26 protein-coding genes are annotated in these 20,514 nt (G+C 65.1%); 5 read left to right on the top strand and 21 right to left on the bottom strand.

The annotated features are described in order from the left end of the window. Positions 1-23: 23 nt before the first annotated feature. A complete protein-coding gene (locus tag EDE12_RS07740) occupies positions 24-500 on the top strand; it encodes a hypothetical protein (RefSeq protein WP_024879057.1) in 477 nt (158 codons plus the stop codon). 102 nt (positions 501-602) lie between these two features. Here the strand turns inward: EDE12_RS07740 and EDE12_RS07735 are convergent, their stop codons facing one another. From EDE12_RS07735 to sucD, 8 genes are all read right to left on the bottom strand, one after another. Next, the gene (locus tag EDE12_RS07735; RefSeq protein ID WP_026597994.1) at positions 603-1,307 is read right to left on the bottom strand and encodes a glutamine amidotransferase; all 705 of its coding nucleotides are present in this window, start codon (positions 1,305-1,307) and stop codon (positions 603-605) included. 79 nt (positions 1,308-1,386) lie between these two features. Further along, a complete protein-coding gene (locus EDE12_RS07730) occupies positions 1,387-1,827 on the bottom strand; it encodes a Rieske (2Fe-2S) protein (protein ID WP_024879055.1) in 441 nt (146 codons plus the stop codon). A gap of 58 nt (positions 1,828-1,885) precedes the next feature. Continuing rightward, positions 1,886-2,236: a hypothetical protein gene (locus EDE12_RS07725; protein WP_024879054.1), complete on the bottom strand. Its 351-nt coding sequence runs from the start codon at positions 2,234-2,236 to the stop codon at positions 1,886-1,888. Positions 2,237-2,275: 39 nt separating this feature from the next. Continuing rightward, positions 2,276-2,545: a hypothetical protein gene (locus EDE12_RS07720; protein WP_134188029.1), complete on the bottom strand. Its 270-nt coding sequence runs from the start codon at positions 2,543-2,545 to the stop codon at positions 2,276-2,278. A gap of 86 nt (positions 2,546-2,631) precedes the next feature. Then, the gene (locus tag EDE12_RS07715; protein ID WP_018264521.1) at positions 2,632-2,901 is read right to left on the bottom strand and encodes a DUF1150 domain-containing protein; all 270 of its coding nucleotides are present in this window, start codon (positions 2,899-2,901) and stop codon (positions 2,632-2,634) included. A gap of 123 nt (positions 2,902-3,024) precedes the next feature. After that, complete coding sequence (gene odhB, locus EDE12_RS07710; protein WP_024879052.1) at positions 3,025-4,248, bottom strand: 2-oxoglutarate dehydrogenase complex dihydrolipoyllysine-residue succinyltransferase; 1,224 nt, start codon at positions 4,246-4,248, stop codon at positions 3,025-3,027. Positions 4,249-4,250: 2 nt separating this feature from the next. Further along, complete coding sequence (locus tag EDE12_RS07705) at positions 4,251-7,286, bottom strand: 2-oxoglutarate dehydrogenase E1 component (RefSeq protein WP_026597993.1); 3,036 nt, start codon at positions 7,284-7,286, stop codon at positions 4,251-4,253. 136 nt (positions 7,287-7,422) lie between these two features. Continuing rightward, positions 7,423-8,307, bottom strand: coding sequence for a succinate--CoA ligase subunit alpha (sucD, locus tag EDE12_RS07700; RefSeq protein WP_024879050.1), 885 nt, complete (start codon positions 8,305-8,307; stop codon positions 7,423-7,425). A gap of 343 nt (positions 8,308-8,650) precedes the next feature. On the opposite strand from sucD, the gene EDE12_RS07695 reads away from it, so the two are divergent. Beyond that, positions 8,651-9,532, top strand: coding sequence for an alpha/beta hydrolase (locus tag EDE12_RS07695; protein WP_026597992.1), 882 nt, complete (start codon positions 8,651-8,653; stop codon positions 9,530-9,532). Positions 9,533-9,548: 16 nt separating this feature from the next. Here the strand turns inward: EDE12_RS07695 and EDE12_RS07690 are convergent, their stop codons facing one another. The 6 genes from EDE12_RS07690 to EDE12_RS07670 all read right to left on the bottom strand — a co-directional run bounded on the left by EDE12_RS07690 (position 9,549) and on the right by EDE12_RS07670 (position 13,505). Then, positions 9,549-9,917 carry a hypothetical protein gene (locus tag EDE12_RS07690; protein ID WP_134188028.1) on the bottom strand — a complete coding sequence of 123 codons (369 nt, stop codon included), beginning with the start codon at positions 9,915-9,917 and terminating at the stop codon, positions 9,549-9,551. Beyond that, positions 9,914-10,852: a site-specific tyrosine recombinase XerD gene (locus EDE12_RS07685; protein WP_026597990.1), complete on the bottom strand. Its 939-nt coding sequence runs from the start codon at positions 10,850-10,852 to the stop codon at positions 9,914-9,916. Before EDE12_RS07685 ends, EDE12_RS07690 begins: the two co-directional genes overlap by 4 nt. 10 nt (positions 10,853-10,862) lie before the next feature. Continuing rightward, positions 10,863-11,006, bottom strand: a complete 144-nt coding sequence (locus EDE12_RS07680; protein WP_024879047.1) for a hypothetical protein — start codon at positions 11,004-11,006, stop codon at positions 10,863-10,865. A gap of 127 nt (positions 11,007-11,133) precedes the next feature. Next, positions 11,134-11,952: a L,D-transpeptidase gene (locus EDE12_RS07675; RefSeq protein ID WP_026597989.1), complete on the bottom strand. Its 819-nt coding sequence runs from the start codon at positions 11,950-11,952 to the stop codon at positions 11,134-11,136. 213 nt (positions 11,953-12,165) lie between these two features. Then, positions 12,166-12,321: a hypothetical protein gene (locus EDE12_RS21800; RefSeq protein ID WP_157198926.1), complete on the bottom strand. Its 156-nt coding sequence runs from the start codon at positions 12,319-12,321 to the stop codon at positions 12,166-12,168. A 77-nt stretch (positions 12,322-12,398) separates the two neighbouring features. Then, entirely contained in the window at positions 12,399-13,505 is a 1,107-nt protein-coding gene (locus EDE12_RS07670; RefSeq protein ID WP_026597988.1) for an endonuclease/exonuclease/phosphatase family protein, read from the bottom strand. A gap of 136 nt (positions 13,506-13,641) precedes the next feature. Here EDE12_RS07670 and EDE12_RS07665 point away from each other — a divergent pair, with 136 nt between their 5' ends. Further along, positions 13,642-13,953: a putative quinol monooxygenase gene (locus EDE12_RS07665; RefSeq protein WP_026597987.1), complete on the top strand. Its 312-nt coding sequence runs from the start codon at positions 13,642-13,644 to the stop codon at positions 13,951-13,953. A gap of 16 nt (positions 13,954-13,969) precedes the next feature. Here EDE12_RS07665 and EDE12_RS07660 read toward each other — a convergent pair whose 3' ends face one another. The 6 genes from EDE12_RS07660 to ftsY form a co-directional block, all read right to left on the bottom strand. Then, on the bottom strand, positions 13,970-14,329 hold the full coding sequence (locus tag EDE12_RS07660; protein ID WP_026597986.1) for a VOC family protein: 360 nt from the start codon (positions 14,327-14,329) through the stop codon (positions 13,970-13,972). Between the two features lie 107 nt (positions 14,330-14,436). Then, positions 14,437-14,829, bottom strand: coding sequence for a DsrE family protein (locus EDE12_RS07655; RefSeq protein ID WP_245267438.1), 393 nt, complete (start codon positions 14,827-14,829; stop codon positions 14,437-14,439). A 102-nt stretch (positions 14,830-14,931) separates the two neighbouring features. Continuing rightward, the gene (locus EDE12_RS07650; protein ID WP_134188026.1) at positions 14,932-15,639 is read right to left on the bottom strand and encodes a thioredoxin domain-containing protein; all 708 of its coding nucleotides are present in this window, start codon (positions 15,637-15,639) and stop codon (positions 14,932-14,934) included. Positions 15,640-15,716: 77 nt separating this feature from the next. Next, positions 15,717-15,872: a hypothetical protein gene (locus tag EDE12_RS21795; protein ID WP_157096327.1), complete on the bottom strand. Its 156-nt coding sequence runs from the start codon at positions 15,870-15,872 to the stop codon at positions 15,717-15,719. Positions 15,873-16,013: 141 nt separating this feature from the next. Next, positions 16,014-16,619: a septation protein A gene (locus tag EDE12_RS07645; protein ID WP_026597984.1), complete on the bottom strand. Its 606-nt coding sequence runs from the start codon at positions 16,617-16,619 to the stop codon at positions 16,014-16,016. Beyond that, entirely contained in the window at positions 16,616-17,890 is a 1,275-nt protein-coding gene (ftsY, locus tag EDE12_RS07640; RefSeq protein ID WP_245275708.1) for a signal recognition particle-docking protein FtsY, read from the bottom strand. The genes EDE12_RS07645 and ftsY overlap by 4 nt, the downstream gene beginning before the upstream one ends. Here ftsY and EDE12_RS07635 point away from each other — a divergent pair. Together EDE12_RS07635 and EDE12_RS07630 are read left to right on the top strand one after the other, a co-directional pair. After that, entirely contained in the window at positions 17,802-19,883 is a 2,082-nt protein-coding gene (locus EDE12_RS07635) for an HWE histidine kinase domain-containing protein (RefSeq protein WP_026597982.1), read from the top strand. The genes ftsY and EDE12_RS07635 overlap by 89 nt on opposite strands. Then, the gene (locus EDE12_RS07630; protein ID WP_026597981.1) at positions 19,884-20,243 is read left to right on the top strand and encodes a response regulator; all 360 of its coding nucleotides are present in this window, start codon (positions 19,884-19,886) and stop codon (positions 20,241-20,243) included. A 91-nt stretch (positions 20,244-20,334) separates the two neighbouring features. Here the strand turns inward: EDE12_RS07630 and EDE12_RS21790 are convergent, their stop codons facing one another. Next, positions 20,335-20,475 (bottom strand): hypothetical protein, encoded by a 141-nt coding sequence (locus EDE12_RS21790; RefSeq protein WP_156967759.1) that lies wholly within the window; start codon positions 20,473-20,475, stop codon positions 20,335-20,337. Positions 20,476-20,514: the final 39 nt, after the last annotated feature.

Here is a 20,514-nt window from a genome sequence, read left to right as displayed (position 1 = left end):
TTTCGCAAAGTGGAGAAAGCGATATGAGACTGGCGGAGGCTTTCGCTTCGGCGACGCTCGACGATATCAAGGCGGCGCTCGATGGCGGTAAATTGGTTCTGTATTCGACGGGACGTCCGATCGGACCGGACCATAAGATCACCCGCAGCGAGGTGATGGCGACCTTCACGTTCCAGTCTCCCGCTTTCGGCCCGGACGCCGCCGATGGCGCCGCCGCGCCGCTGTTCGCCGAAGCCACGGTCGTCGCCTCTGGCATCGGCACGCCCGGCTGGGCGCGCCTTTCCAAGGCCGATGGCGCGGCCGTCGTCGATCTCTCGGTCGGCCCCGGCAATACGGAGATCAAGCTGGCGAGCGTTTCCGCCACCAAGGATTTCCCCATCACCATCACGGCGCTGAAATTCTTGCCGGCCGAGTCCGTCGAGTGGAACAAGACCGAGTTCGGTCACGCCTTCTTGACGAACCACGAGAATCCGTTCCGCAAGGTCTCGGTTCGCGGCTGATTTCTGCTTGAAAGGCAGCGACGTCGTCTCGGCCCGACGGCGTCGCTCTCGCGCGGTCCACCGACGCATTCCCGGCGTCCGCGGACCGCGCCTTTTTGTCGGCTATTCGACGATATCGGCGAGCCAATGCGCGATGAAGCGCCGGCTGCGCTCGGAAAGGCCCAGCGCTTTGGCCGCCGCGGCGGCGCGCAGGCCGGCGATGGAGACGCCGGCGGCGGAAAGCTCGGCCGTATGGCCGATGAACCAGCGCTCGAGGCTGTCCCTCTCCGCCTCTGGATGAAACTGCAAAGCGAGGCCGCGTCGCCCCACGGCGAAGGCCTGATGCGCATAGAGCGCCGAAGAAGCCAGAAGAACCGCGCCATCCGGCAGGTCGAAAGTGTCGCCGTGCCAATGCAGCACTTCGGCCTCGGGCTCGACCAGAGCGGCGAGCGCGCTGTCGCGCCCAGCCTGCGTCAGGCTTATCGGCGCGAAGCCGATCTCCTTGCCGGCGCCGCCCGGATAAACGCGGGCGCCGAGCGCCGCCGCCATCAGCTGGCTGCCGAGACAAATGCCGAGCGTCGGCGCGTCACACCCGAGCCGGGCGCGTAGCAGAGCGGCCTCATCCGCCAGAAACGGATATTCCTCGGTTTGATAGACGCCGATCGGCCCGCCGAGCACGATGACGAGATCGGCGTCGGCCGCCTCGGCGGGGATCGGCTGCATCCCCGCCTCGACATAGCGGATCGAATAGCCCGCCGCGGCGATCGGCTCGGCGAAGCTGCCGAGATCCTCGAATGCGACATGGCGTATGGCGAGCGCGGTCTTCATCGTTTCCTCGCTGGACGATTCCGGATCGGCGCAGTCTATGCCGCCGCCGACCGGGCAGAAAGGTCCAGAACGAGACGACTCAGTCCGCGGTGATGACGACCTCCGGATAGACGTCGTTCTCCTCGCGATCGAGCCCGTCCTCCTCGGCGATGGTGACGCCGGCGAGGCAGACCTCGCTATCGTCTATGACCACCTCGACCTTCTCGAGCTGCGCGCCGACGCAGGGACCGTCGTTGCAGACGCCGGTCGGAATGTCGAATTGCGCGCCATGCTTGCCGCAGAGCAGGAAGCGCTGCGTCGGGTCCAGGAAGGATTTCGGCTCGAAATCCAGCCGGCTGCCCTGGTGCGGGCAGCGGTTGACATAGCCATAATATTTGCCGACGTGCCGCACGATGACGACCGGGAAAGGCACAGTCTTGCCCTCGTCATTGACACGGGCCAGCACATAGCCGACGGCCCGGCGTTTTGCGACATCATTCACATGGCAAACGGCGAAGATTTCGCGTGTCGGCTCTTCCATACCGTTCCCTCCTCGGAATCGCTACAAAGTCCGGAAGAGCGAAGCAATCTCGGCGCCGTCAGCTCCCGTCGGTGAGCCGCTTGACGGCTTCTCCGTCGCCTCCGCGCTTCACATAGCCCGCGGCTATGTCCGCCACGGCGATATGGAGCGCTTTTTCGCTCAACACATCCAACCGCCCCTCCAGAAATCTGATTCTCGCCGTCAGCTCGGCCTCGGCCGTGATCCGCTCACGTTCTATGCGGTCGATCTTGTCGCTCTGCCGCTCGAGCAGGCGCTTGAATTCGTCGAGCGATTCCTTGGTGTATCGACGCAACTCGTCGAACTGCACCGTCGTCGTCACGATTTCCTTATAGAGTTCCGCCAGCCGCGCCGCGAGCTGCGCCAGAGTATCCTTCGTGCCTCCGAACAAAGCGGCCCGCTCCGTAAAATAAACCGACTGAAAAAAACGTTAGAACTTTTTCGCCCAGGCTCCGTAACCGCGCAGCTCCGAGCCATAATCCTGCATCGATTTCGACAGTCTTTGCGCCTGGGCCGACATCGTCCGAATATCGTCCTCGAGCGGTCTTATCGACTCGACTCCATCGGCCATCGAGCGGATGAAATCGACGATCGGCCGAAAAAGCCGCTCCAGCCCGTCGCCGGCCGCGCCCGCTTTCGCGCTTTCGTCTGTCTGTGGCTCGATCATGATCTTGTTTCGATCCAACAGCGAATCGCTCATGAAAACCTCCATTGGCCTCGACCATAGGAGCCGCGCCGCAGCGCGTCACGAGCAGAGCTTAGCGGATTTTCGTCCACCCGTCAGCCTCAATGGAGGCTGACGGTCTGCAGCTGCTGCTGCCAGGCGTTGGCGAGGGCGCCCTCTTCCGTGTCGGCGAGGACGATCGGCGTGCCGTCCGCGCCGAGCAGCGCGAAAAGCGTCAGGCCGGGCTCTATGGCCGGGGCCTGAGGATAGAGCCGCTTGACATCCTCCGAGCTCATCGTCCGCACATAGGCGATCGCTCCATCGCCCAGATGCGCGAATTGCTCGGGGGTCAGCAGGGGAATTCTTCTCTCGGTCGCGGTCTTGACTTCCATCTCACACTCCTCGGCGGTCGTATCGACCCGCCCGGCGGACGCCTACAATCGTAGCACGGGAGATATCTGTGCATCAGGACGGCGGATTTTGAGGGCGCCGTCCCAGATTTTTTCGCGAAACCGTCACAAATCAAGGACGAGGCGCGCGGGGTCCTCGAGCTGCTCCTTGACCCTCACCAGGAAGGTGACGGCCTCTTTGCCATCGACGATGCGGTGGTCATAGGAGAGAGCGAGATACATCATCGGGCGAATCTCGATCTTGCCGGCGATGACGACCGGCCGCTCCTCGATCTTATGCATGCCCAAAATGCCGGATTGCGGCGCGTTGAGAATGGGCGTCGACATCAGCGAGCCATAGACACCGCCATTGGAGATGGTGAAAGTGCCGCCGGTCAGATCATCGAGATCGAGCCGGCCGTCGCGCGCCTTCTTGCCGAAATCTCCGATCGCCTTCTCGATCTCGGCGACGCTCATGCGGTCGGCGTCGCGCACCACCGGCACGACGAGGCCTTTGTCCGTGCCGACGGCGACGCCGATGTGGCAATAATGCTTGTAGATGACGTCGGCGCCGTCGATCTCGGCGTTGACGGCCGGCACTTCCTCCAGCGCCTTGCAGCAGGCCTTCACGAAGAAGCCCATGAAGCCGAGCTTCACCTGATGCTTCTTCTCGAACAAATCCTTGTAGCGATTGCGCAGCGCCATCACCGCGGACATGTCGACCTCGTTGAAGGTGGTCAGCATGGCGGCGTTGGATTGCGCTTCCTTCAGGCGCTTGGCGATGGTCTGGCGCAGGCGCGACATGCGCACCCGCTCCTCGCGCTCGGCGTCGGCCGGCGGGGCGGCCGGGCGCGGCGCCGGCGGGGCGCTCACCGGCTCTGGCGCGGCGGGCGCGGGGCGCGCCGCGAGGGCGAGAACATCGCCCTTCAGCAGCTGACCCTGCTTGCCGGAGCCGACGATTCCGGAGAGATCGACGCCCTGCTCTTTCGCGATCTTGGCGGCGGACGGCGCCGGCGGACGGGCCGGCGCGGCGGCGACAGGCGCGGGCGCCGGAGCGGCCGGCGGCGGCGCGACGATGGGCGCGGCGGGAGCCGGACGCGGCGCGGCGGCCGTGGCGCCTTCGGCGATCTGCCCCAGCAGCGCGCCGGGCGTGACCGTCTCGCCATCCTTGGCGACGACATCGGTCAGCACGCCAGCGGCGGGGGCGTTCACCTCTAGCGTCACCTTGTCGGTCTCGAGCTCGACCAGCGCCTCATCCGCCGCGACGGCGTCGCCGGGCTTTTTGAACCAGCGGCCGATCGTCGCCTCGCTCACCGACTCGCCCAGGGTCGGAACGCGAATTTCCGTCATGATCACTCCGCCGCGAGAGAAATGCGCGTCGCAAAAGCCTCGTCGAGGAAGGCCCGCAGCTGCGCCTGATGCTTGGACATAGTGCCCGCCGCCGTCGAGGCCGAAGCCGGCCGGCCGATGTAGCGAGCGCGTTTGGACTTGCCGCCGACTTGCGTCAGCACCCATTCCAGATAGGGCTCGACGAAGGACCAGGCGCCCATATTCTTGGGCTCCTCCTGGCACCAGAAGATATCGGCCTGCTTGAAGCGCGACATCATCGTCACCAGCCCCTTCAGCGGAAAGGGATAGAGCTGCTCGACGCGCAGGAGATAGACGTCGTTGACGCCGCGCGACTCGCGCTCCTCCAACAGATCGTAATAGACCTTGCCGGAGCACAAGATCACGCGCGCGATCTTGTCGTCGGGCGCGAGCCGGAACTTGTCCGACGGCTGCAGCTCGGCGTCGTCCGAGATGAAGCGATGGAACATCGTCCCCTCGCCCATCTCGTCGAGCCGCGAGACGCAGCGCTTGTGGCGCAGCAGCGATTTCGGCGTCATCAGCACGAGAGGCTTGCGAATGTCGCGATGCAGCTGCCGACGCAGAATGTGGAAGTAATTGGCCGGCGTCGAGCAATTGGCGACTTGCAGATTATCCTCCGCGCAGAGCTGCAGATAGCGCTCGAGCCGCGCGGAAGAATGCTCCGGCCCCTGCCCCTCATAGCCATGCGGCAGCAGGCAGACGAGGCCGGACATGCGCAGCCATTTGCGCTCGCCCGCGGAGAGGAACTGATCGAAGACCACCTGCGCGCCATTGGCGAAATCGCCGAATTGCGCCTCCCACAGAACCAGCGAGCGCGGCTCGGCGAGCGAATAGCCATATTCGAAGCCGAGCACCGCCTCTTCCGAGAGCATCGAATTGATGACCTCGTAACGGCCCTGCCCCACGCCGACATGGTCGAGCGGCAGATAGCGGGATTCGTCCTCCTGATCGATCAGCACGGAATGGCGCTGCGAGAAGGTGCCGCGCTCGCTGTCCTGGCCGGAGAGGCGGACATTATAGCCTTCCGCCAGCAGCGAGCCGAAGGCCAGCGCCTCGGCCGTCGCCCAATCTATGCCGGCGCCGCTCGAGATCGCCGTGCGGCGCGCGTCGAGGAAGCGCTGAATGGTGCGGTGAATGTGGAAATTCTCTGGAACCTTGGTCAGCTCCATGCCGATGCGGCGCAGGCTCTCCACCGGCACGCCGGTCTTGCCGCGCCGCTCGTCCTCGGAAGATTGATAGCCGGGCTTCACGCCCGCCCAACGCCCGTCGAGCCAATCGGCCTTATTGGGCTTGTAGGATTGCGACGCCTCCATCTCCTGCTCGAGGCGCTGGCGCCATTCGTTCTTGACCGCGTCGACCTCCTCGCGCGTCATCACCCCTTCGGCGATCAGCTTCTCGCTATAGAGCTCGAGCGTCGTCTTATGCGCGCGGATTTTCTTGTACATCAGCGGCTGGGTGAAGGCCGGCTCGTCGCCCTCATTGTGGCCGAAGCGGCGATAGCACCACATGTCGATGACGACGGGCTTGTGGAACTGCTGCCGAAACTCCGTCGCTATGCGCGCAGCATAGACGACCGCCTCCGGATCGTCGCCATTCACATGGAAGATCGGCGCCTCGACCATTTTGGCGAGATCGGACGGATAGGGCGAGGAGCGCGAGTAGCGCGGATAGGTGGTGAATCCGATCTGATTATTGATGATGAAATGCACCGAGCCGCCGGTGCGATGGCCCTTGAGCCCGGAGAGGCCGAAGCATTCCGCGACGACGCCCTGGCCGGCGAAGGCCGCGTCGCCGTGAATGAGCAGCGGCATCACCTCGCGCCGATCCGTCTCCGTGCAGCGATATTGATCCTGCTTGGCGCGCGCTTTGCCCAGCACCACGGGATCGACGATCTCGAGATGCGACGGATTGGCCGTCAGCGAGAGATGCACCTTGTTATTGTCGAACTCGCGATCGGACGATGCGCCGAGATGATATTTGACGTCGCCCGAGCCCTCGACCTCGTCCGGCAGGAAGGAGCCGCCCTTGAACTCGTGGAACAGAGCGCGATGCGGCTTGGCCATCACCTGGCAGAGAATGTTCAGCCGGCCGCGATGCGCCATGCCGAGCACGATCTCCTTGGCGCCGAGCGCGCCGCCGCGCTTGATGATCTGCTCCAGCGCCGGGATGATGGCTTCCGAGCCGTCGAGGCCGAAACGCTTCGTACCCGTATATTTGACGTCCAGAAACTTCTCGAAGCCTTCCGCCTCGACCAGCTTGCGCAAAATCGCCTTCTTGCCCTCCTCGGTGAAGACGATCTCCTTCTTCGGACCCTCGATGCGCGCTTGAATCCAGGCCTTCTCCTCCGGATTGGAGATATGCATGAATTCATAGCCGATGGGGCCGCAATAGGTGCGGCGCAGAATCGCCACCATCTCGAAGACGCTGGCGTATTTCATGCCCATCACGCCATCGATGAAGATCTTGCGATCATAGTCCTCATCGGTGAAGCCATAGGTCTCGGGATGCAGCTCGCCATGGTCGTGGCGCTGCTCGAGGCCGAGCGGATCGAGATTGGCGTGCAAATGGCCGCGCATGCGATAGGCGCGGATCATCATTAGCGCGCGCACGCTGTCGCGCGCGGCGCGTTGAATCTCTTCCGCCGAAGGGGCATGATCGGCCGCCGCGCCCTTGCCGGCAGCGGGCTTGCCATCCGTGGACTTGCCAGTCTCACGCGGCGCCTCGCCGCCCAGAGCCGCGACCAGATCGTCAGCGGGCGTCGCCGGCCAGCCCGGCCGCGCCCAAGACGGACCTGCGGCCGCGCCTGCCTCCGCGAGCGCGGCGTCGGCGCCGAGGCTCGCGAAATAGTCGCGCCACGCCGGGCCGACCGAGGACGGATCGGCCTCATAGGCCGCGAGCAGATGCTCGAGGTATCTCGGGTCGACGCTCTGCAGCAGCCTGTTCTGGGCAGAAGCGTTCCCGCGCGGCGAGGGCTGCTGTTCGCCGCCCGCCGGTCCGCCATTCGTCTCGAGACGCGCCATTCTGTTCAGTCTCCCGAGCGCCGAAACTTCTCGAAGTTGAGCGAAATCATTTTAACAATTCTTTAAAGATTTCGCCCCGCGCTCTTTTTTCGGGGGAACGCGCCGGCGATTCGCCGACGCGCACGGTCGCCGAACCTCAGCGGTTCAGCGTTTCGACCAATGTCTTGCCGAGTCGCGCAGGCGACGGCGAGACCACGATCCCGGCAGATTCCATCGCCGCGATCTTGCTTTCAGCGTCGCCTTTGCCGCCAGAGACGATCGCGCCGGCGTGGCCCATGCGCCGACCGGGAGGGGCGGTGCGGCCCGCGATGAAGCCGACCATCGGCTTCTTGCGGCCCCGCTTGGCCTCGTCGATCAAGAATTGGGCCGCGTCCTCTTCCGCGGAGCCGCCGATCTCGCCGATCATGATGATGGATTTGGTGGCCTCATCGGCCAGAAACAACTCCAAGACCTCGATGAAGTCGGTTCCCTTGACCGGATCGCCGCCGATGCCGACGGCGCTGGTCTGGCCCAATCCCTCGCGCGTCGTCTGGAACACGGCCTCATAGGTCAGCGTGCCGGAGCGCGAGACGACGCCGACGGAGCCGCGGCTGAAAATATTGCCGGGCATGATGCCGATCTTGCTCTCGCCCGCGGTGACGACGCCCGGGCAATTGGGGCCGATGAGGCGGGATTTGGAGCCCGATAGCGCGCGCTTGACGCGAATCATGTCATGGACCGGAACGCCCTCGGTGATGGCGACGATGAGCGGAATCTCGGCGTCGATCGCCTCGCAAATGGCGTCGGCCGCGCCCGGCGGCGGCACATAGATGACCGAAGCGTCGGCGCCGGTCTTTTCCCGCGCTTGCGCCACAGTGTCGAAGACGGGAAGGTCGAGATGCGTCGAGCCGCCCTTGCCGGGCGAGACGCCGCCGACCATGAGCGTGCCGTAACGCACCGCCTGCTCCGAGTGGAAAGTGCCGGTCTTGCCGGTAAAGCCTTGACAGATGACCTTGGTGTTCTTGTCGATGAGGACGGACATTCGAGCCCCTGGGGCGTCGGGGCGCAATAGCGCCGCCAGTCTTATTCGGGAAGCGCGCCCGCTCGAAACACGGGCGGCGCGACGATCTGCTCGCTCGAAACGCGCTATTTGCCGTTTCGACGAGCGGTACTCGCAAATTATTGAGAAACGACGCGCGCATCAAGGCTGACTGGCGCGGAAGCGGGCTCGGCTCCTGCGCGAAATAGCGGCAGAATGCGCAGCCGCCGCCAAGGCCGGAGAATTTCTAGGCGCCGCCCAGGCGGGGGAAGACATTCCGGCGCCGCAGCGCCTATATCCGCGAAAGGCCCGCCGCACAGGCGAGAGGCCAAAACCGAGGGCGCGGATGGCGGAGCAGAGCGTGCGGCGCGAAAGCCGATTTCTCACTGCGGGGGATGGGCTGCGGCTCCACTATGTCGATTACGCTCCGGCGGGCGACGGCGCGGCCATTCCGGTCGTCTGCCTGGCCGGGCTCACGCGCACAGCGCTGGATTTCGACGCTCTGGCTCGAGCGCTGGCCAAGCGCGGCCGCCGCGTGCTGGCGCTCGACTATCGCGGCCGCGGCCTCTCCGATTGGGACCAGGACTGGACGCGTTACAGCCTCGATGTCGAGGAGGACGATATTCTGGCCACGCTCGCGGCGGCCGGCGTCGAAAAAGCGGTTTTCGTCGGCACGTCGCGCGGCGGCATTCATGTGATGCGCTTTTCTGCGCGAAGACCCGAGATTTTAAAGGCCGCGGTCGTCAACGACATCGGCCCGGTGGTGGACGCCGGCGGGCTGCGACGCATAAAGGGCTATGTCGGCCGTGAGCCGGGCTCCGCCACAATGGCGGTCGCTCTCGCCGCGCTGAAGCTCATCGCCGGGCCGCAATTCACCAGCCTCAGCCAAGCTGAGTGGGAGGAATGGGCGCGCAGCACCTTCGTCGAGACCGACGGACGTCTGCAGCTACGCTATGATCCCGCGCTCTCGCATACGCTCGACGAGGTCGGCCCCGACAGCGGGCCGATCCTGTTCCACGACGAATGGAAGGCCATGGCCGCCATTCCGACGCTGGTGATCCGCGGCGGCAATTCCGATCTTCTCTCGGTGGAGACCTTAGCGGCGATGGGCGAAGGCCATCCCCTGCTCGAGCGCCTCACCGTGCCGGGCCAAGGCCATGCGCCGCTGCTGCTGGATGAGGGGACGATTCGGGCGATAGGGGATTTTGTGGAGAGGATTGGACGATAAAATCTCGAAAATCCGTCTATTCCTGCTCCGCGTCCACATGAACATGGTCTTGAGCGGCGCTCGAGAAGTTGCCGATAAACTCGGACGAGAAATGCTTTTCCGATTTCGGCTCGAACCACCCATTCTCGATCGCATAGTCGTATAGCGGTATATCAACCGGATATCGCGTCAACGTGCCAACCAGGCGTTTTTCTCTCGCCCATTTCAGAGCTCGATCTTTCGATAAAAAAACCGCCGACGGAAACCTGTTCGAGTTTCCGTTGAAAACCCATACATCGACAATCGGTCCATCCGACGAGGGCTCGCTCATCGCAGTCTCCACTTCTTTCATTTCCTCGCGGATCGCCTCGCCGTGCAGCGGCTCGCGCCTGAGGCATGACGTCAATCCCCGAGCGGATGCAGGTCGCGCACCATGGCGCGGATGCGCTCGTCCAGCACATGCGTGTAGATTTGCGTCGTCGAAATATCGGCGTGGCCCAGCAATTCCTGCACGACGCGCAAATCTGCTCCATTTTGCAGAAGGTGGCTGGCGAAGGCGTGGCGCAGCCCATGCGGGCTGATGTCGCGCGAGGGAAGTCCTGCCGCCGCGGCCGCGCTTTTGAGATCGCGCGCGAAGGCTTGGCGCGTGAGATGCCCTTCCGCCGCATCGGACGGAAACAGAAAGGGCGAGGCCGCGAGGCCCGGCGAATGTTTGCCGAGCAGCGCGCGATAGACGTTCAGCGCCGCGCGCGCCTGTTCGGAGAGCGGCACGAGACGCTCTTTCGCGCCCTTGCCGCGCACGGTGACAAAAGGCTCGCGCGCGCGCGCCGCGCTCGCAGGCAAAGAGACGAGCTCCGACACGCGCAAGCCGCTGGCGTAGAGAGTCTCCAATGCGGCGTAGAGACGCGCGGCGCGCATGCGCTCGCCCATTGGGCGGGCGTCATCGTCTATCCCCTCCCGCGCCGTGTCGAGAAGGCGCGTTACCTCGTCCACAGAGAGAATATCCGGCGCGCTGCGATGGCGACGCGGACCCTCGAGCGGCGCCGCCGGATCATCGGCGCGATAACGGTCGACATAGAGGAATTTGTGAAACTGCTTCAGCGCCGAGAGCCGCCGCGCGGCGGTCGCGCCGGTCATGCCGCGCGCCTCCAGCGCCGCGAGATAGGCGCGCAGGCCGTCCGTGTCGGCGCGAAGCGGATCGACGCCGGACTTGCCGAGAAATGCGAAATAATCTTCGAGGTCGCGGCGATAGGCGTCGAGCGTGTTGCGCGCGGCGCCGCGCTCGGCGGCCAGCATGTCGAGAAAGGCGGCGATCAGCGGATGGCGCTTGCCGTCGCCCATTCAGAAGGTCTCACTTGTTGAGGCGCTGTGGCGAGATCGTCTGCGTCATCTCGCGCGGCTGCGGCGAGACATAGGCCACGATCGCCAGCATCCCCGCATAGGCGAGGGCGACGAGCACGCCGACAATGACCAAAAAGCGGATGAGGCTGGGCAAGAATCGGCCCCTTTCGAAGAAAACGAATGGCAGCTATCGCCCGAAGCCGGTTGTTTTGCAACCGTCCGCGCGTCTCGTGAGATAGGCGCGCGGCGGCTGTTTCGCCACCGGCGATCGCTCGCCAGAGTCAACGAACCACAACCTTGGTTCCGACATGGACGCGATCATAGAGGTCGGCCACATCGTCGTTCATCATGCGGATGCAGCCGGAGGAGACATTCTGGCCGATCGTGTAGGGCTCGTTGGTGCCGTGGATGCGGTAGAGCGAGGAGCCGAGATACATGGCGCGCGCGCCGAGCGGATTGGCCGGGCCGCCGTCCATATGGCGCGGCAGATCGGGCCGGCGGGCGAGCATCTCGCCGGGCGGCGTCCAATCCGGCCATTCGGCCTTGCGTGAGATGGACTTGACGCCGGCCCAGGTGAAGCCCGGTCGGCCGACGCCTATGCCATAACGCAGCGCGCGCCCGCTTCCCTGCACGAGATAGAGAAACTTATTCTCTGAATCGATCACGATCGTGCCGGGATGCTCGGCGCCGGAGTAATCGACCTCGGTGCGGAAGAAGGCCGGATCGATCTGGCGTTGGACATTGGGCTCGCCCGCGCCGAGGGCGGCGACGCGCCGCCGCGCTTGCGGCTGCGGCTCCGGCGTCTGGCCGGTGACGAGCAATTCGATAAAGCCGCCGCCATAGGCCCCGGGGGCCACGGGCGGCTCGGCGCGCGCCGTGACGACGCGCGGCTGCGGCGCTGGTCGCGGCGCGACATAGGCGAGGACCGGCGGCGGAGCGACATAGGCCGGCTCGGGCGCCGGCTCCTCGGCCGGGGCGGCCGGAAAGAGCCGACCGGCCTCGCGCTCGCCGATCCCGGTGATGACGCGCGGAGCCGCGGCGGCTGCGCCGACCGAAGACGAAAGAAGGATGGCGAGGAGACAGGAAACTCTTCTGGACATGAAACGCACCGCCCGCCGCGCCGCCCGAGGGCCGACGCGATCATCTTGCTCTAGACTGTTTCGACGCGTTTCCCACGCCGAACCGGCGTCCACTTCGGCTGGAAACGCTCTAGCTGGACCGGGCGAAGAATAAACCCTGAATTTTAATCGTAAATCTGAAGCAATTTTTATGGTTGACGAATAGAAAACACCCGCGCTCACGGCGGCGATGTCTCACGGCTCGAGGATGCGATCATCGAAAGCGGCGACGGCGGCCTGATGGTGCTGTTCGCGGCCGATGTCGAAGGCGCCGACATTGATCGCATCGAAGACGCGCTGCGTGCGCTGCCGGATACGAAATTCCTGCGCCATCTCGAATTGGAGCTGCATCAGCGCGAGTGGAATAGATAGACGGTAGGGTTTAAAAAGAGCGAGCCTGAAGGCTCGCTTCTCGAGAGCAGACCACACTAGACATCGATCTCGGCGAAGATCGCCGCATGGTCGGAGGCCGCCTCCGAGGCTTTGGTGATCTCGGGATAATGCGGGAAGATCGTCCCGTTTTTGCCGCCCCACACGCCCTTGCGGAAAATGCCGCCGCTTTTCGCCGCGGCAAAAAGCGCCGGCGACAGAAGAATATAGTCGATCTTGTTGGACGCGGCGCCCGCGGCGAAAGTGCCGGGCCGGCCGCCATCGTCGAAAGCGGCGTGCTCGCTGATATCCTTCAAATCGGTCTGATGCAGCAGCGGGGCCAGCGGCGCGCTGTCCGGCGTGTCGTTGAAATCGCCGATGACCGCGACATGCTCGTCGCTCTTGCGCAGCGCGTCGTAAATCTCCTTCACCCGCGCCGCCTGCCGCTCGCGCTTGGCGTTGGAGGTCGTCTGCGAGCCGAAGCCCTTGCTCTTGAAGTGATTGATCAAGAGATGCAACAAATTGCCCTTGGGCGTGCGGATTTCATAATGCGCGCAATCGCGGCTGAAGATGCGGCCGGTGTTGTCAGCGTCGTCGACATGGCTGTGAATGGCGACGATCTCATAGCCCGCGCGCGCATAGAGGCCGACGTCGATGCCGCGATCGTCATTGCCGTCGATGAGCATGGCGTGGGCGTAGGGCTTTCCGCCCTCCCCCTTGATGATATTGTCGTTGAAACGCACCAGCGCCGGCCTGCTCTCCGCCTCGATGACGCCGAGCACATCGGCGTCGATATCGATGATGACGCGCGCCGTATTGCGCGTCGCCTCCTCGTTCACCTCCTCGCGTTTCAGCTCGACCCAGCCGATCCAGTCGTTGCGACCGCCAGCGACGACCTCGATTCCGGTCTTGGCGCGCTTGACGAGATGGCCGCGATTTTGGCGCAGGATCGCGAAAGGGCCGCCGTCGTCGGATTTCTCGAGCTTCAGCTCGCCGAGCAGCTTGATGATCTTCTTCTTGTCGGCGGCGGCATAGACCGACTTGCCGAGAATGGCGGAGAGCTCGGCCTGCGCCTCCAGCGCCTTCTTGCCGTCGGACCAGGTTTCGCCATTCAGCGCGTGAGCGCGAAGGAAGAGATTTTCGAGATTATAGGATGCGAGCTTCATAGGTGAGCGCCCGGACGAAGGCGAAAAAGCCGTTTCACACAATGGCCGGCGACGCCGGCGTCGTGAAGTATAAGCACTGCACGACGTTTGTTTCAATGATGCGACAGCGCTTCGCGCGGACGAATGGAGGCTTCCTATGCCGCAGAACCGAATTCTGATCGTCGGAACCATTCGTATCCCGCCGGACGCGCTCGAGCGGGCGCTTCCGGCGATGACGGCGATGATCCACGCGAGCCGCGCGGAAGCGGACTGCCTCGCCTATTCCTATGCGGAAGACGTGCTGGAGCCGGGTCTCATCCGCGTGACGGAAATATGGGAGAGCCGCGCGGCGCTGAGCGCGCATTTCGAATCCGCCCATTTGCGCCAATGGCGCGACTCGTGGGAGGCGCTCGGCGTTCACGACCGCCGGCTCGCAGCCTATGAGATCGACGCGGAAGAGGCGGTCTGACCCGCGCCTCGCTCGCTCAGCCGGCGACAGGCTGCGCCAGCGAGAGCTGATAGCCGCTGTCGTCCAGCAGGCCGAACTCGCGCACGCCATAATCCATGGTCGCGATCGGATAGACGATGCGCGCGCGATCCTTCAGCCGTTCCCATAATTCATCGACATTGTCGACGCCGAGATAGATGGCCCCGGTGAACTGCTGGCCCTGCCACTCGCGATGCGCATTGGGCGGGACGAGCATTATGTCCGCCGCGCCCGAGCGCACACGCGCGAATTCCTCCAATTTGAGCAGGCAGACGAAGCCGAGCTCCTCGACATAGAATTTGACGGAGCGGGAAACATCTTCGGTGGCGAGCGAAATGGAAATGGTTCGAATGGTCATGCGGCGCATCTCGAAATCGATCCGGCCCGACGCCGGATACTCTTCGAGGTTGCGGGAGATCGCCGCGAAAGTCGAGTCCGACAGCGCCCGCGACCTCCCGCGGCCGCTCACAAATGAATATAGACGAAGCCCATGCCCTGCAGTCGCGCGAGTTCTGCGACGCCGCTCGGAACGATGTCGCGCTCGGTCACGCCATAGAGCGTAGATGGATCGATGTTGCGCTCACGAAGCGTATTGGCGCAGACGAGAAAGCGCACGCCTTGCGCCTTCAACGCGTCGAGCCGCGCGGCGATCTCCTTGTCGGCCCTGGCGATCTGAAACATTTCGACGCCGCTCGCATGATCGACGACGCGAATTTCGACATGATCCTTGCCGACCGCCTCTATGTGGTTCTTGATCGAATTGAGCATGCGCTTGAAATAAGCGACATTGTCCGGGCCGCCGCCGTCATTGTGATAGACAACCTTCTGATCCTTGTAATAATCCGCGGGCTCCGCCATGGAGCGCCCGCCGAGGCCCGCCGCCAAGACCGTCAGCACGATCGTCAACGCATATTTCATCATCCTCGTCCTCGCTCGAACGCCGATCCGCTCGGCCTTGAATCAGCCGCAGACCGGCGCGTCGCATTTGCGGCTGGCGGCGATCATGCGCGCCATCGATTTGGGGCCGGGATAGCCGAGCACGCCGACCGAGCTCATGGCGAAGGACGGCGAGGCCGCGAAGCCGAGATCGGCGCCGAGCTGGACATGGCGCTTCACCACGCCGCCGATCATCTCCGAATTCGCCGATTCCTCGATCTTGGACGTATCGAGACCCATGGCTTTGGCGACCGCGAGAGCGGAGATCCCGTCAATGGCGCCGCGATGCGCGAATAATTGCTTATGGAACTGATAGGCGCGCTCCGGGCCATAGAGGCGCAGCACCGCCTGCTTCACCCGCGCGGACAGAAAGGAGCCGAGGCCGAGCGTGGCGTTGTCGGCGAGCCCGAGCCGCAGATTCTTGTCCTTGGCGACGAGCGCGTCGAGATCGCCCGCGGCCTTGCGGCAATAGGGGCAATTATAGTCGAAGAACTCGAACACGACCACATCGGCGGTGGCCGGCCCATGCCAGAGCAGGCCCGGAAGATCGGCGGGCGAGACTTCCGAGGGCAGACGATAATTGGCGATCGGCTGACCATCGTCGGCCATGATCGGAAAGAGGCTGTTCTCCTGCGCCCGAGCGGGGCGGAAGGCCGCGCCCCCCGCCATTGCGGCGAGCGAGCCGAGCAGCACGCGGCGGCTGAGCGACGAAAGCAATTTATATTCGGCCATAAGAATGCGCTCCTCATCGAGATCGCATCCCGGCTAGCACAGAAAGAAGCGATTTTAGGGTGTGCGCACGGCGGCCTTCAGCCGCACCAGCCGCCACCGCAGAGCACCGAATGGACGGCCCCCGCGCCCGCCGGCGCCGAGGCGACGGCCGCGTCCGCATCGAGCAGCGAGAAAGCGGCGCCGATGACGATCGCGGCCACGAGAGCGGCGAAGAGCTGGGCGAACTCGGTCATGGCGGGCTTCCTTCTCGTCGGAACGGCCGCATCGGCGGCGAACGCCATGACAATTAGCGCCGCCGTCCGGGGGCGCCTGTGCGAGACCGCACAAAGCGCGCCGGACGAGAAAGAGTAGAGAATCAGGAGGCCGAGAGCGCTCTAGAAGTGACTGTCCGGCTCCTCGCCGGCGTCCTCCTTCTGCTCGTGGCGCATCATCAGCGGGATTTGCGCGAAGGCGAACAGCAGCGTCAGCGGCAATATGCCGAAGACCTTGAAATTCACCCAGACGTCGGTCGCCACGCTGCGCCGCACGAATTCATTGAGCAGGGCGAGAAAGAAGAAGAAGAACGCCCAGCGCCAGGTGAGCTTGCGCCAGCCGGCGTCATCCAGCCGAAAGGCGGATTCGAACACCGCCGGCAATAGGAGCTTGTCGAACCACAGCGCGCCGAGCAGCGCCGAGCCGAACAGAGCGTAGAGGATCGTCACCTTCAGCTTGATGAAATTCTCGTCCTGCAGGAAGAAGGTGAGTGAGCCGAAGACGAGCACAAAGACCGCCGTGACCATCGGCATGGTCGGCAAATGGCGCGTGATGGAATAGGAGACGGCGAGCGTCGCCACCACGGCGACCATCAGCGCCGCCGTGGCCTGGAAGATGCCGAACTTCTGATTGACGATGAAGAACAGGACCAGCGGCCCCATCTCCAGCGCGAATTTCAATCCCGGGTGAAGGCGCCTCTTGGCGGGCGCTGCCGTCTCTTGGGTCATGAGCTTTGTTCGTCCGCCTCGGCGTCGGAGTCGAGCCCGGCAATGGCGCGGGCGAAATCGCGCGCGGTGAAGGGCTCGAGATCGTCCGAGCCTTCGCCGACGCCGATGAAGTGAATGGGCAGGCCGTATTTCTCGGCGATGGCCACGAGAATGCCGCCGCGCGCCGTGCCGTCGAGCTTGGTCATCACCAGGCCGGTGACGCCGGCCGTTCGCTCGAAGGCGTCGACCTGGGCGATCGCGTTCTGCCCGACGGTCGCGTCCAGCACCAGCAGAACGGCGTGCGGCGCCTCCGGCTCGGCCTTTTTCATCACGCGGACGATCTTGGCGAGTTCGGCCATCAGCTCGGCGCGGTTCTGCAGCCGCCCGGCCGTGTCCATCAGCAGAATGTCGGAATCGCGCTCGCGCGCCGATTTGATGGCGTCGAAGGCGAGGCCGGCGGCGTCGGCGCCCTCCGGCGCGTAACATACGGGCGAGTTGAGCCTTTCGCCCCAGATGCGGAGCTGCTCCACGGCGGCGGCGCGGAAAGTGTCGCCGGCGGCGAGCATCACCTTCTTGCCCTCGCCGGTCCATTTGGCGGCGAGCTTGGCGATGGTCGTCGTCTTGCCCGAGCCATTGACGCCGACGACGAGCACGATGAACGGCTTCTTGGTCTGATCCAGCTCGAAGGGGCGCGCGACCGGCTCGAGCACGCGCTCGACCTCCTCCGCCAGAATGGCGCGCACCTCATCCGGGCCGATGGTCTTCTCATAGCGCGCGGCGCCCACCTTGCCGGAGATGCGCTGCGCGGCGGCGACGCCCAAATCGGCGCGGATCAGCACATCCTCGAGCTCCTCGAGCGTGAGCGCGTCGAGCTTGCGCTTGCTGAAGAGATCGGAAATGCCCTGGACGATGGCCTGCGAGGAGCGCGATAGCCCCCCGGTCAGCCGCTCCCACCAGGAACGCTTTTTCGGACGATCTGCGCCGGCCTCTTCGGCGGGCGTTCCTCCACGGCCGAACAGCCGCGCGAAGAGTCCCTTTTTTTCTTCGGCTTCGCTCATGGTACCTCGCGGTCGCGGCCGATTGCTACACCAGGGCGCGCCGGAGAGCCAGCGGCGCGTTTCGCCGCGCCGGGGTTGAAGCGGCCGAATGGCGGCTCGATATGAGACGTGGGGGGCTGGCCTCGAACGACCCGGGGTCGTCGCAGTGACAGCCGGCGCAGCCTGGATCGACGTCTCGGAGAGGCGATCCGGCGGACAATTTTTCTTCGGAGACAGCGAGACCGCGGCGGCCATCGCCGCCGCCAATTGGGCGCGGTCGCCGCTCGGCCTGCCGCAGACTTGGCCGAAGCGCCTGCGCGTGGCGCTGGAGATTTGCCTCAACAGCGCCTTTCCCATCGCCATCTTCTGGGGCGGCGAGCTCTGCCTTCTCTATAACGACGCCTATCACGGCCTGCTCGCCGACAAGCATCCGCGCGCGCTCGGCCGGCCGGCCCGCGAGGTGTGGCCGGAAATCTGGGACGTCACCGGCCCCATGCTGCAGGGCGCGTTCACCGACGGCGCGCCGACGCGCTCGGAAGATCTGCAGCTGCACATGATCCGCAACGGCCGCCGCGACGAAGGCTATTTCACCTTCTCCTACAGCCCTATCCCCGATGACGACGGCGGCATAGGCGGCGTCTTCTGCCCGGTGGTGGAGACGACCGACCACGTCATCGGCGAGCGGCGGCTGCGCACATTGCGCGATCTCGCCGCGCTGAGCCGGGCCGAGAACGAGGGTGAGGCCTGCCGCCTCGCCGCCAGCGTGCTCGCCGTCAATGGCTATGACCTGCCCTTCTCCGCCATCTATCGCTTCGACCATGAGCGCGGCGAGGCGGAGCTGATGGCGGCGACCGGCGTGCGTCCGGGCGGCCACATCGCGCCGCTTCGCATCCCGCTCGGCGATCCCGATCCGATCCGCGGCGACATTTGGGGCCTCGCCGAGGTCGCGCGGCTGACGCCGGGGCGCGTCGCCATTCGTTCGATCGACGCGCGCTTCGGCGAGCCGCCATGCGGCCCCTGGCCGGCGGCGGCGGATGAAGCCGTGCTCTTTCCCATCGTGCTGCTCGGCCAGGACCGCGCCGCCGCGGCGCTGATCGCCGCCATAAATCCGTTCAAGCGGCTCGACGCCGCCTATGCCTATTTCCTCGATCGCGTCGCCGCGAAAATCGCCTCCTCGATGACCGACGCCCGCGCCTATGCGGCCGAGCGGGAGCGCGCCGAGGAAATCCGCGTGCGCGAGCTGGCGCTGCAGCGAACCGAGGCCGAGCTGCGCGAGGCGCAGAGGCTCGGCCGCATCGGCAGCTGGCGCTGGAGCGGACGCCATGACGATCGCGGCGGCGCCTCGCCTTATATCGCGCGCATCTTCGGCCTCGACCCCGATGCGCCGCCGCCGAGCTTTGCAGAGCAGAAGGGCCTGCTCTACGCCCCCGCCGATTGGGAGCGGCTCGACGCCGCGACCAGCGAGACCTTGCGCACCGGCGAAGGCTTCGAGCTCGACCTGCCCGCGCATCGCGCCGACGGCGTCGCCATTCATGTCACCATTCGCGGCGAGGCGGTGCGCGACGAGCGCGACGCCATCGTCGGATTGCGCAGCACGATTCAGGACATCACCGAGCGCAAGCACGCGCAGGAGCGCGTCGAGCTGCTGCTGCGCGAGGTCACGCATCGCGCCAAGAATCTCCTCACCGTCGTGCGCGCCGTGGCGCGGCAGACGGCGCGGCGCGACTCGCCCATCGCCTTCGCGCAGCGCTTCGATCAGCGCATAGCGGCGCTCGGCGCGAGCCATGATCTATTGGTGCAGAACGAATGGCGCGGCGTCGAGCTGCATGCGCTGACGCGCTCGCAGCTCGCCCATTTCCGCGATCTGTTCGGCTCGCGCATCTGCATGGAGGGGCCGACGACGGTGGTGAAGCCGGCGGCGAGCCAGGCCATCGGCATGGCGCTGCACGAGCTCGCCACCAATGCCGGCAAATATGGCGCGCTCTCCAATGACACGGGCGTCGTGCATATCGCCTTCGGCGTCGTCGGCGAGGGCGATGCGCCGCATTTCGAGATGGAGTGGCGCGAGAGCGGCGGCCCGACCGTCGTCGCGCCCAAGCGCCACGGCTTCGGCCATATGGTGATTCTGCAAATGGCCAAACATGCGCTCGGCGGACAGGTGACGCTCGACTATGCGCCGAGCGGCGTCGTCTGGAAGGTGAGCGCTCCGCTCGACAATGTCATCGAGCCCGCGCAAGGAGAGGATTAGATGAAGGGTAACGAGCAGATCCGCATTCTCGTCGTCGAGGACGAGCCGGCCATCGCCGCCGATCTCTGCTTCGTCGTCGAGGAGGTCGGATATGAGATCGGAGGCACGGCGAGCTCGGTGGACGAAGCCTTGAAGCTGCTCGAGGACGCGGACATAGACGGCGTTATCCTCGACGCCAATCTGCGCGGCGCCAGCAGCGCCAGCATCGCCGACGCGCTGAAGGCGCGCAATCTGCCCTTCTTCGTGCTGTCGGGCTATCTGCAGCGGCAATTGCCGGAGCCGCTCTGCGGCGCGCCCTTCCTCGCCAAGCCCTATGACCAGGACGAGCTGACCTCGCGCATACGCGATCTCGGGCGCTAGAGCTTCCAGCCGAAGCGGACGCCGGTTCGGCGTTCCGGCGGCGCGGGCGCGTCCGAGGCGCCCGAAGCCGAGCGCCTCCCCGCCGTGATCGTCAGCGATGATGATGATGGTGGTGGTGGTGGTGGTGGTGGTGGTGGTGATGCTTGTGGGCGCGCGGATGGGCCGAGGCGGCGAGCGGAGCCATGGCCACGGCGAAACCCAGAGCCAGCGCGGCGATCAACTTCTTCGTCATAATCGATCTCCTCTATGAGGGGGGCGTCCTGGGAGGGGG

The organism is Methylosinus sp. sav-2 (assembly GCF_004366495.1).
Classification (GTDB): domain Bacteria; phylum Pseudomonadota; class Alphaproteobacteria; order Rhizobiales; family Beijerinckiaceae; genus Methylosinus.
This window is presented reverse-complemented; position numbering and strand designations above follow the sequence as displayed.

Bases quoted from the DNA above. Each gene is read 5' to 3' on its own strand.
- sucD (WP_024879050.1), bottom strand. From the start codon at position 8,307: ATGTCCGTCCTCATCGACAAGAACACCAAGGTCATCTGTCAAGGCTTT.
- EDE12_RS07735 (WP_026597994.1), bottom strand. From the start codon at position 1,307: ATGAAGACCGCGCTCGCCATACGCCATGTCGCATTCGAGGATCTCGGC.
- EDE12_RS07670 (WP_026597988.1), bottom strand. From the start codon at position 13,505: ATGAAGCTCGCATCCTATAATCTCGAAAATCTCTTCCTTCGCGCTCAC.
- EDE12_RS07740 (WP_024879057.1), top strand. From the start codon at position 24: ATGAGACTGGCGGAGGCTTTCGCTTCGGCGACGCTCGACGATATCAAG.
- EDE12_RS07730 (WP_024879055.1), bottom strand. From the start codon at position 1,827: ATGGAAGAGCCGACACGCGAAATCTTCGCCGTTTGCCATGTGAATGAT.
- EDE12_RS07675 (WP_026597989.1), bottom strand. From the start codon at position 11,952: ATGTCCAGAAGAGTTTCCTGTCTCCTCGCCATCCTTCTTTCGTCTTCG.
- EDE12_RS07645 (WP_026597984.1), bottom strand. From the start codon at position 16,619: ATGACCCAAGAGACGGCAGCGCCCGCCAAGAGGCGCCTTCACCCGGGA.
- EDE12_RS07720 (WP_134188029.1), bottom strand. From the start codon at position 2,545: ATGAGCGATTCGCTGTTGGATCGAAACAAGATCATGATCGAGCCACAG.
- EDE12_RS07705 (WP_026597993.1), bottom strand. From the start codon at position 7,286: ATGGCGCGTCTCGAGACGAATGGCGGACCGGCGGGCGGCGAACAGCAG.
- EDE12_RS21795 (WP_157096327.1), bottom strand. From the start codon at position 15,872: ATGACCGAGTTCGCCCAGCTCTTCGCCGCTCTCGTGGCCGCGATCGTC.
- EDE12_RS07695 (WP_026597992.1), top strand. From the start codon at position 8,651: ATGGCGGAGCAGAGCGTGCGGCGCGAAAGCCGATTTCTCACTGCGGGG.
- EDE12_RS07715 (WP_018264521.1), bottom strand. From the start codon at position 2,901: ATGGAAGTCAAGACCGCGACCGAGAGAAGAATTCCCCTGCTGACCCCC.
- EDE12_RS07650 (WP_134188026.1), bottom strand. From the start codon at position 15,639: ATGGCCGAATATAAATTGCTTTCGTCGCTCAGCCGCCGCGTGCTGCTC.
- EDE12_RS07655 (WP_245267438.1), bottom strand. From the start codon at position 14,829: ATGGCGGAGCCCGCGGATTATTACAAGGATCAGAAGGTTGTCTATCAC.
- odhB (WP_024879052.1), bottom strand. From the start codon at position 4,248: ATGACGGAAATTCGCGTTCCGACCCTGGGCGAGTCGGTGAGCGAGGCG.
- EDE12_RS07685 (WP_026597990.1), bottom strand. From the start codon at position 10,852: ATGGGCGACGGCAAGCGCCATCCGCTGATCGCCGCCTTTCTCGACATG.
- EDE12_RS21800 (WP_157198926.1), bottom strand. From the start codon at position 12,321: ATGCAGCTCCAATTCGAGATGGCGCAGGAATTTCGTATCCGGCAGCGC.
- EDE12_RS07660 (WP_026597986.1), bottom strand. From the start codon at position 14,329: ATGACCATTCGAACCATTTCCATTTCGCTCGCCACCGAAGATGTTTCC.
- EDE12_RS07665 (WP_026597987.1), top strand. From the start codon at position 13,642: ATGCCGCAGAACCGAATTCTGATCGTCGGAACCATTCGTATCCCGCCG.
- EDE12_RS07630 (WP_026597981.1), top strand. From the start codon at position 19,884: ATGAAGGGTAACGAGCAGATCCGCATTCTCGTCGTCGAGGACGAGCCG.
- ftsY (WP_245275708.1), bottom strand. From the start codon at position 17,890: ATGGCCGCCGCGGTCTCGCTGTCTCCGAAGAAAAATTGTCCGCCGGAT.
- EDE12_RS21790 (WP_156967759.1), bottom strand. From the start codon at position 20,475: ATGACGAAGAAGTTGATCGCCGCGCTGGCTCTGGGTTTCGCCGTGGCC.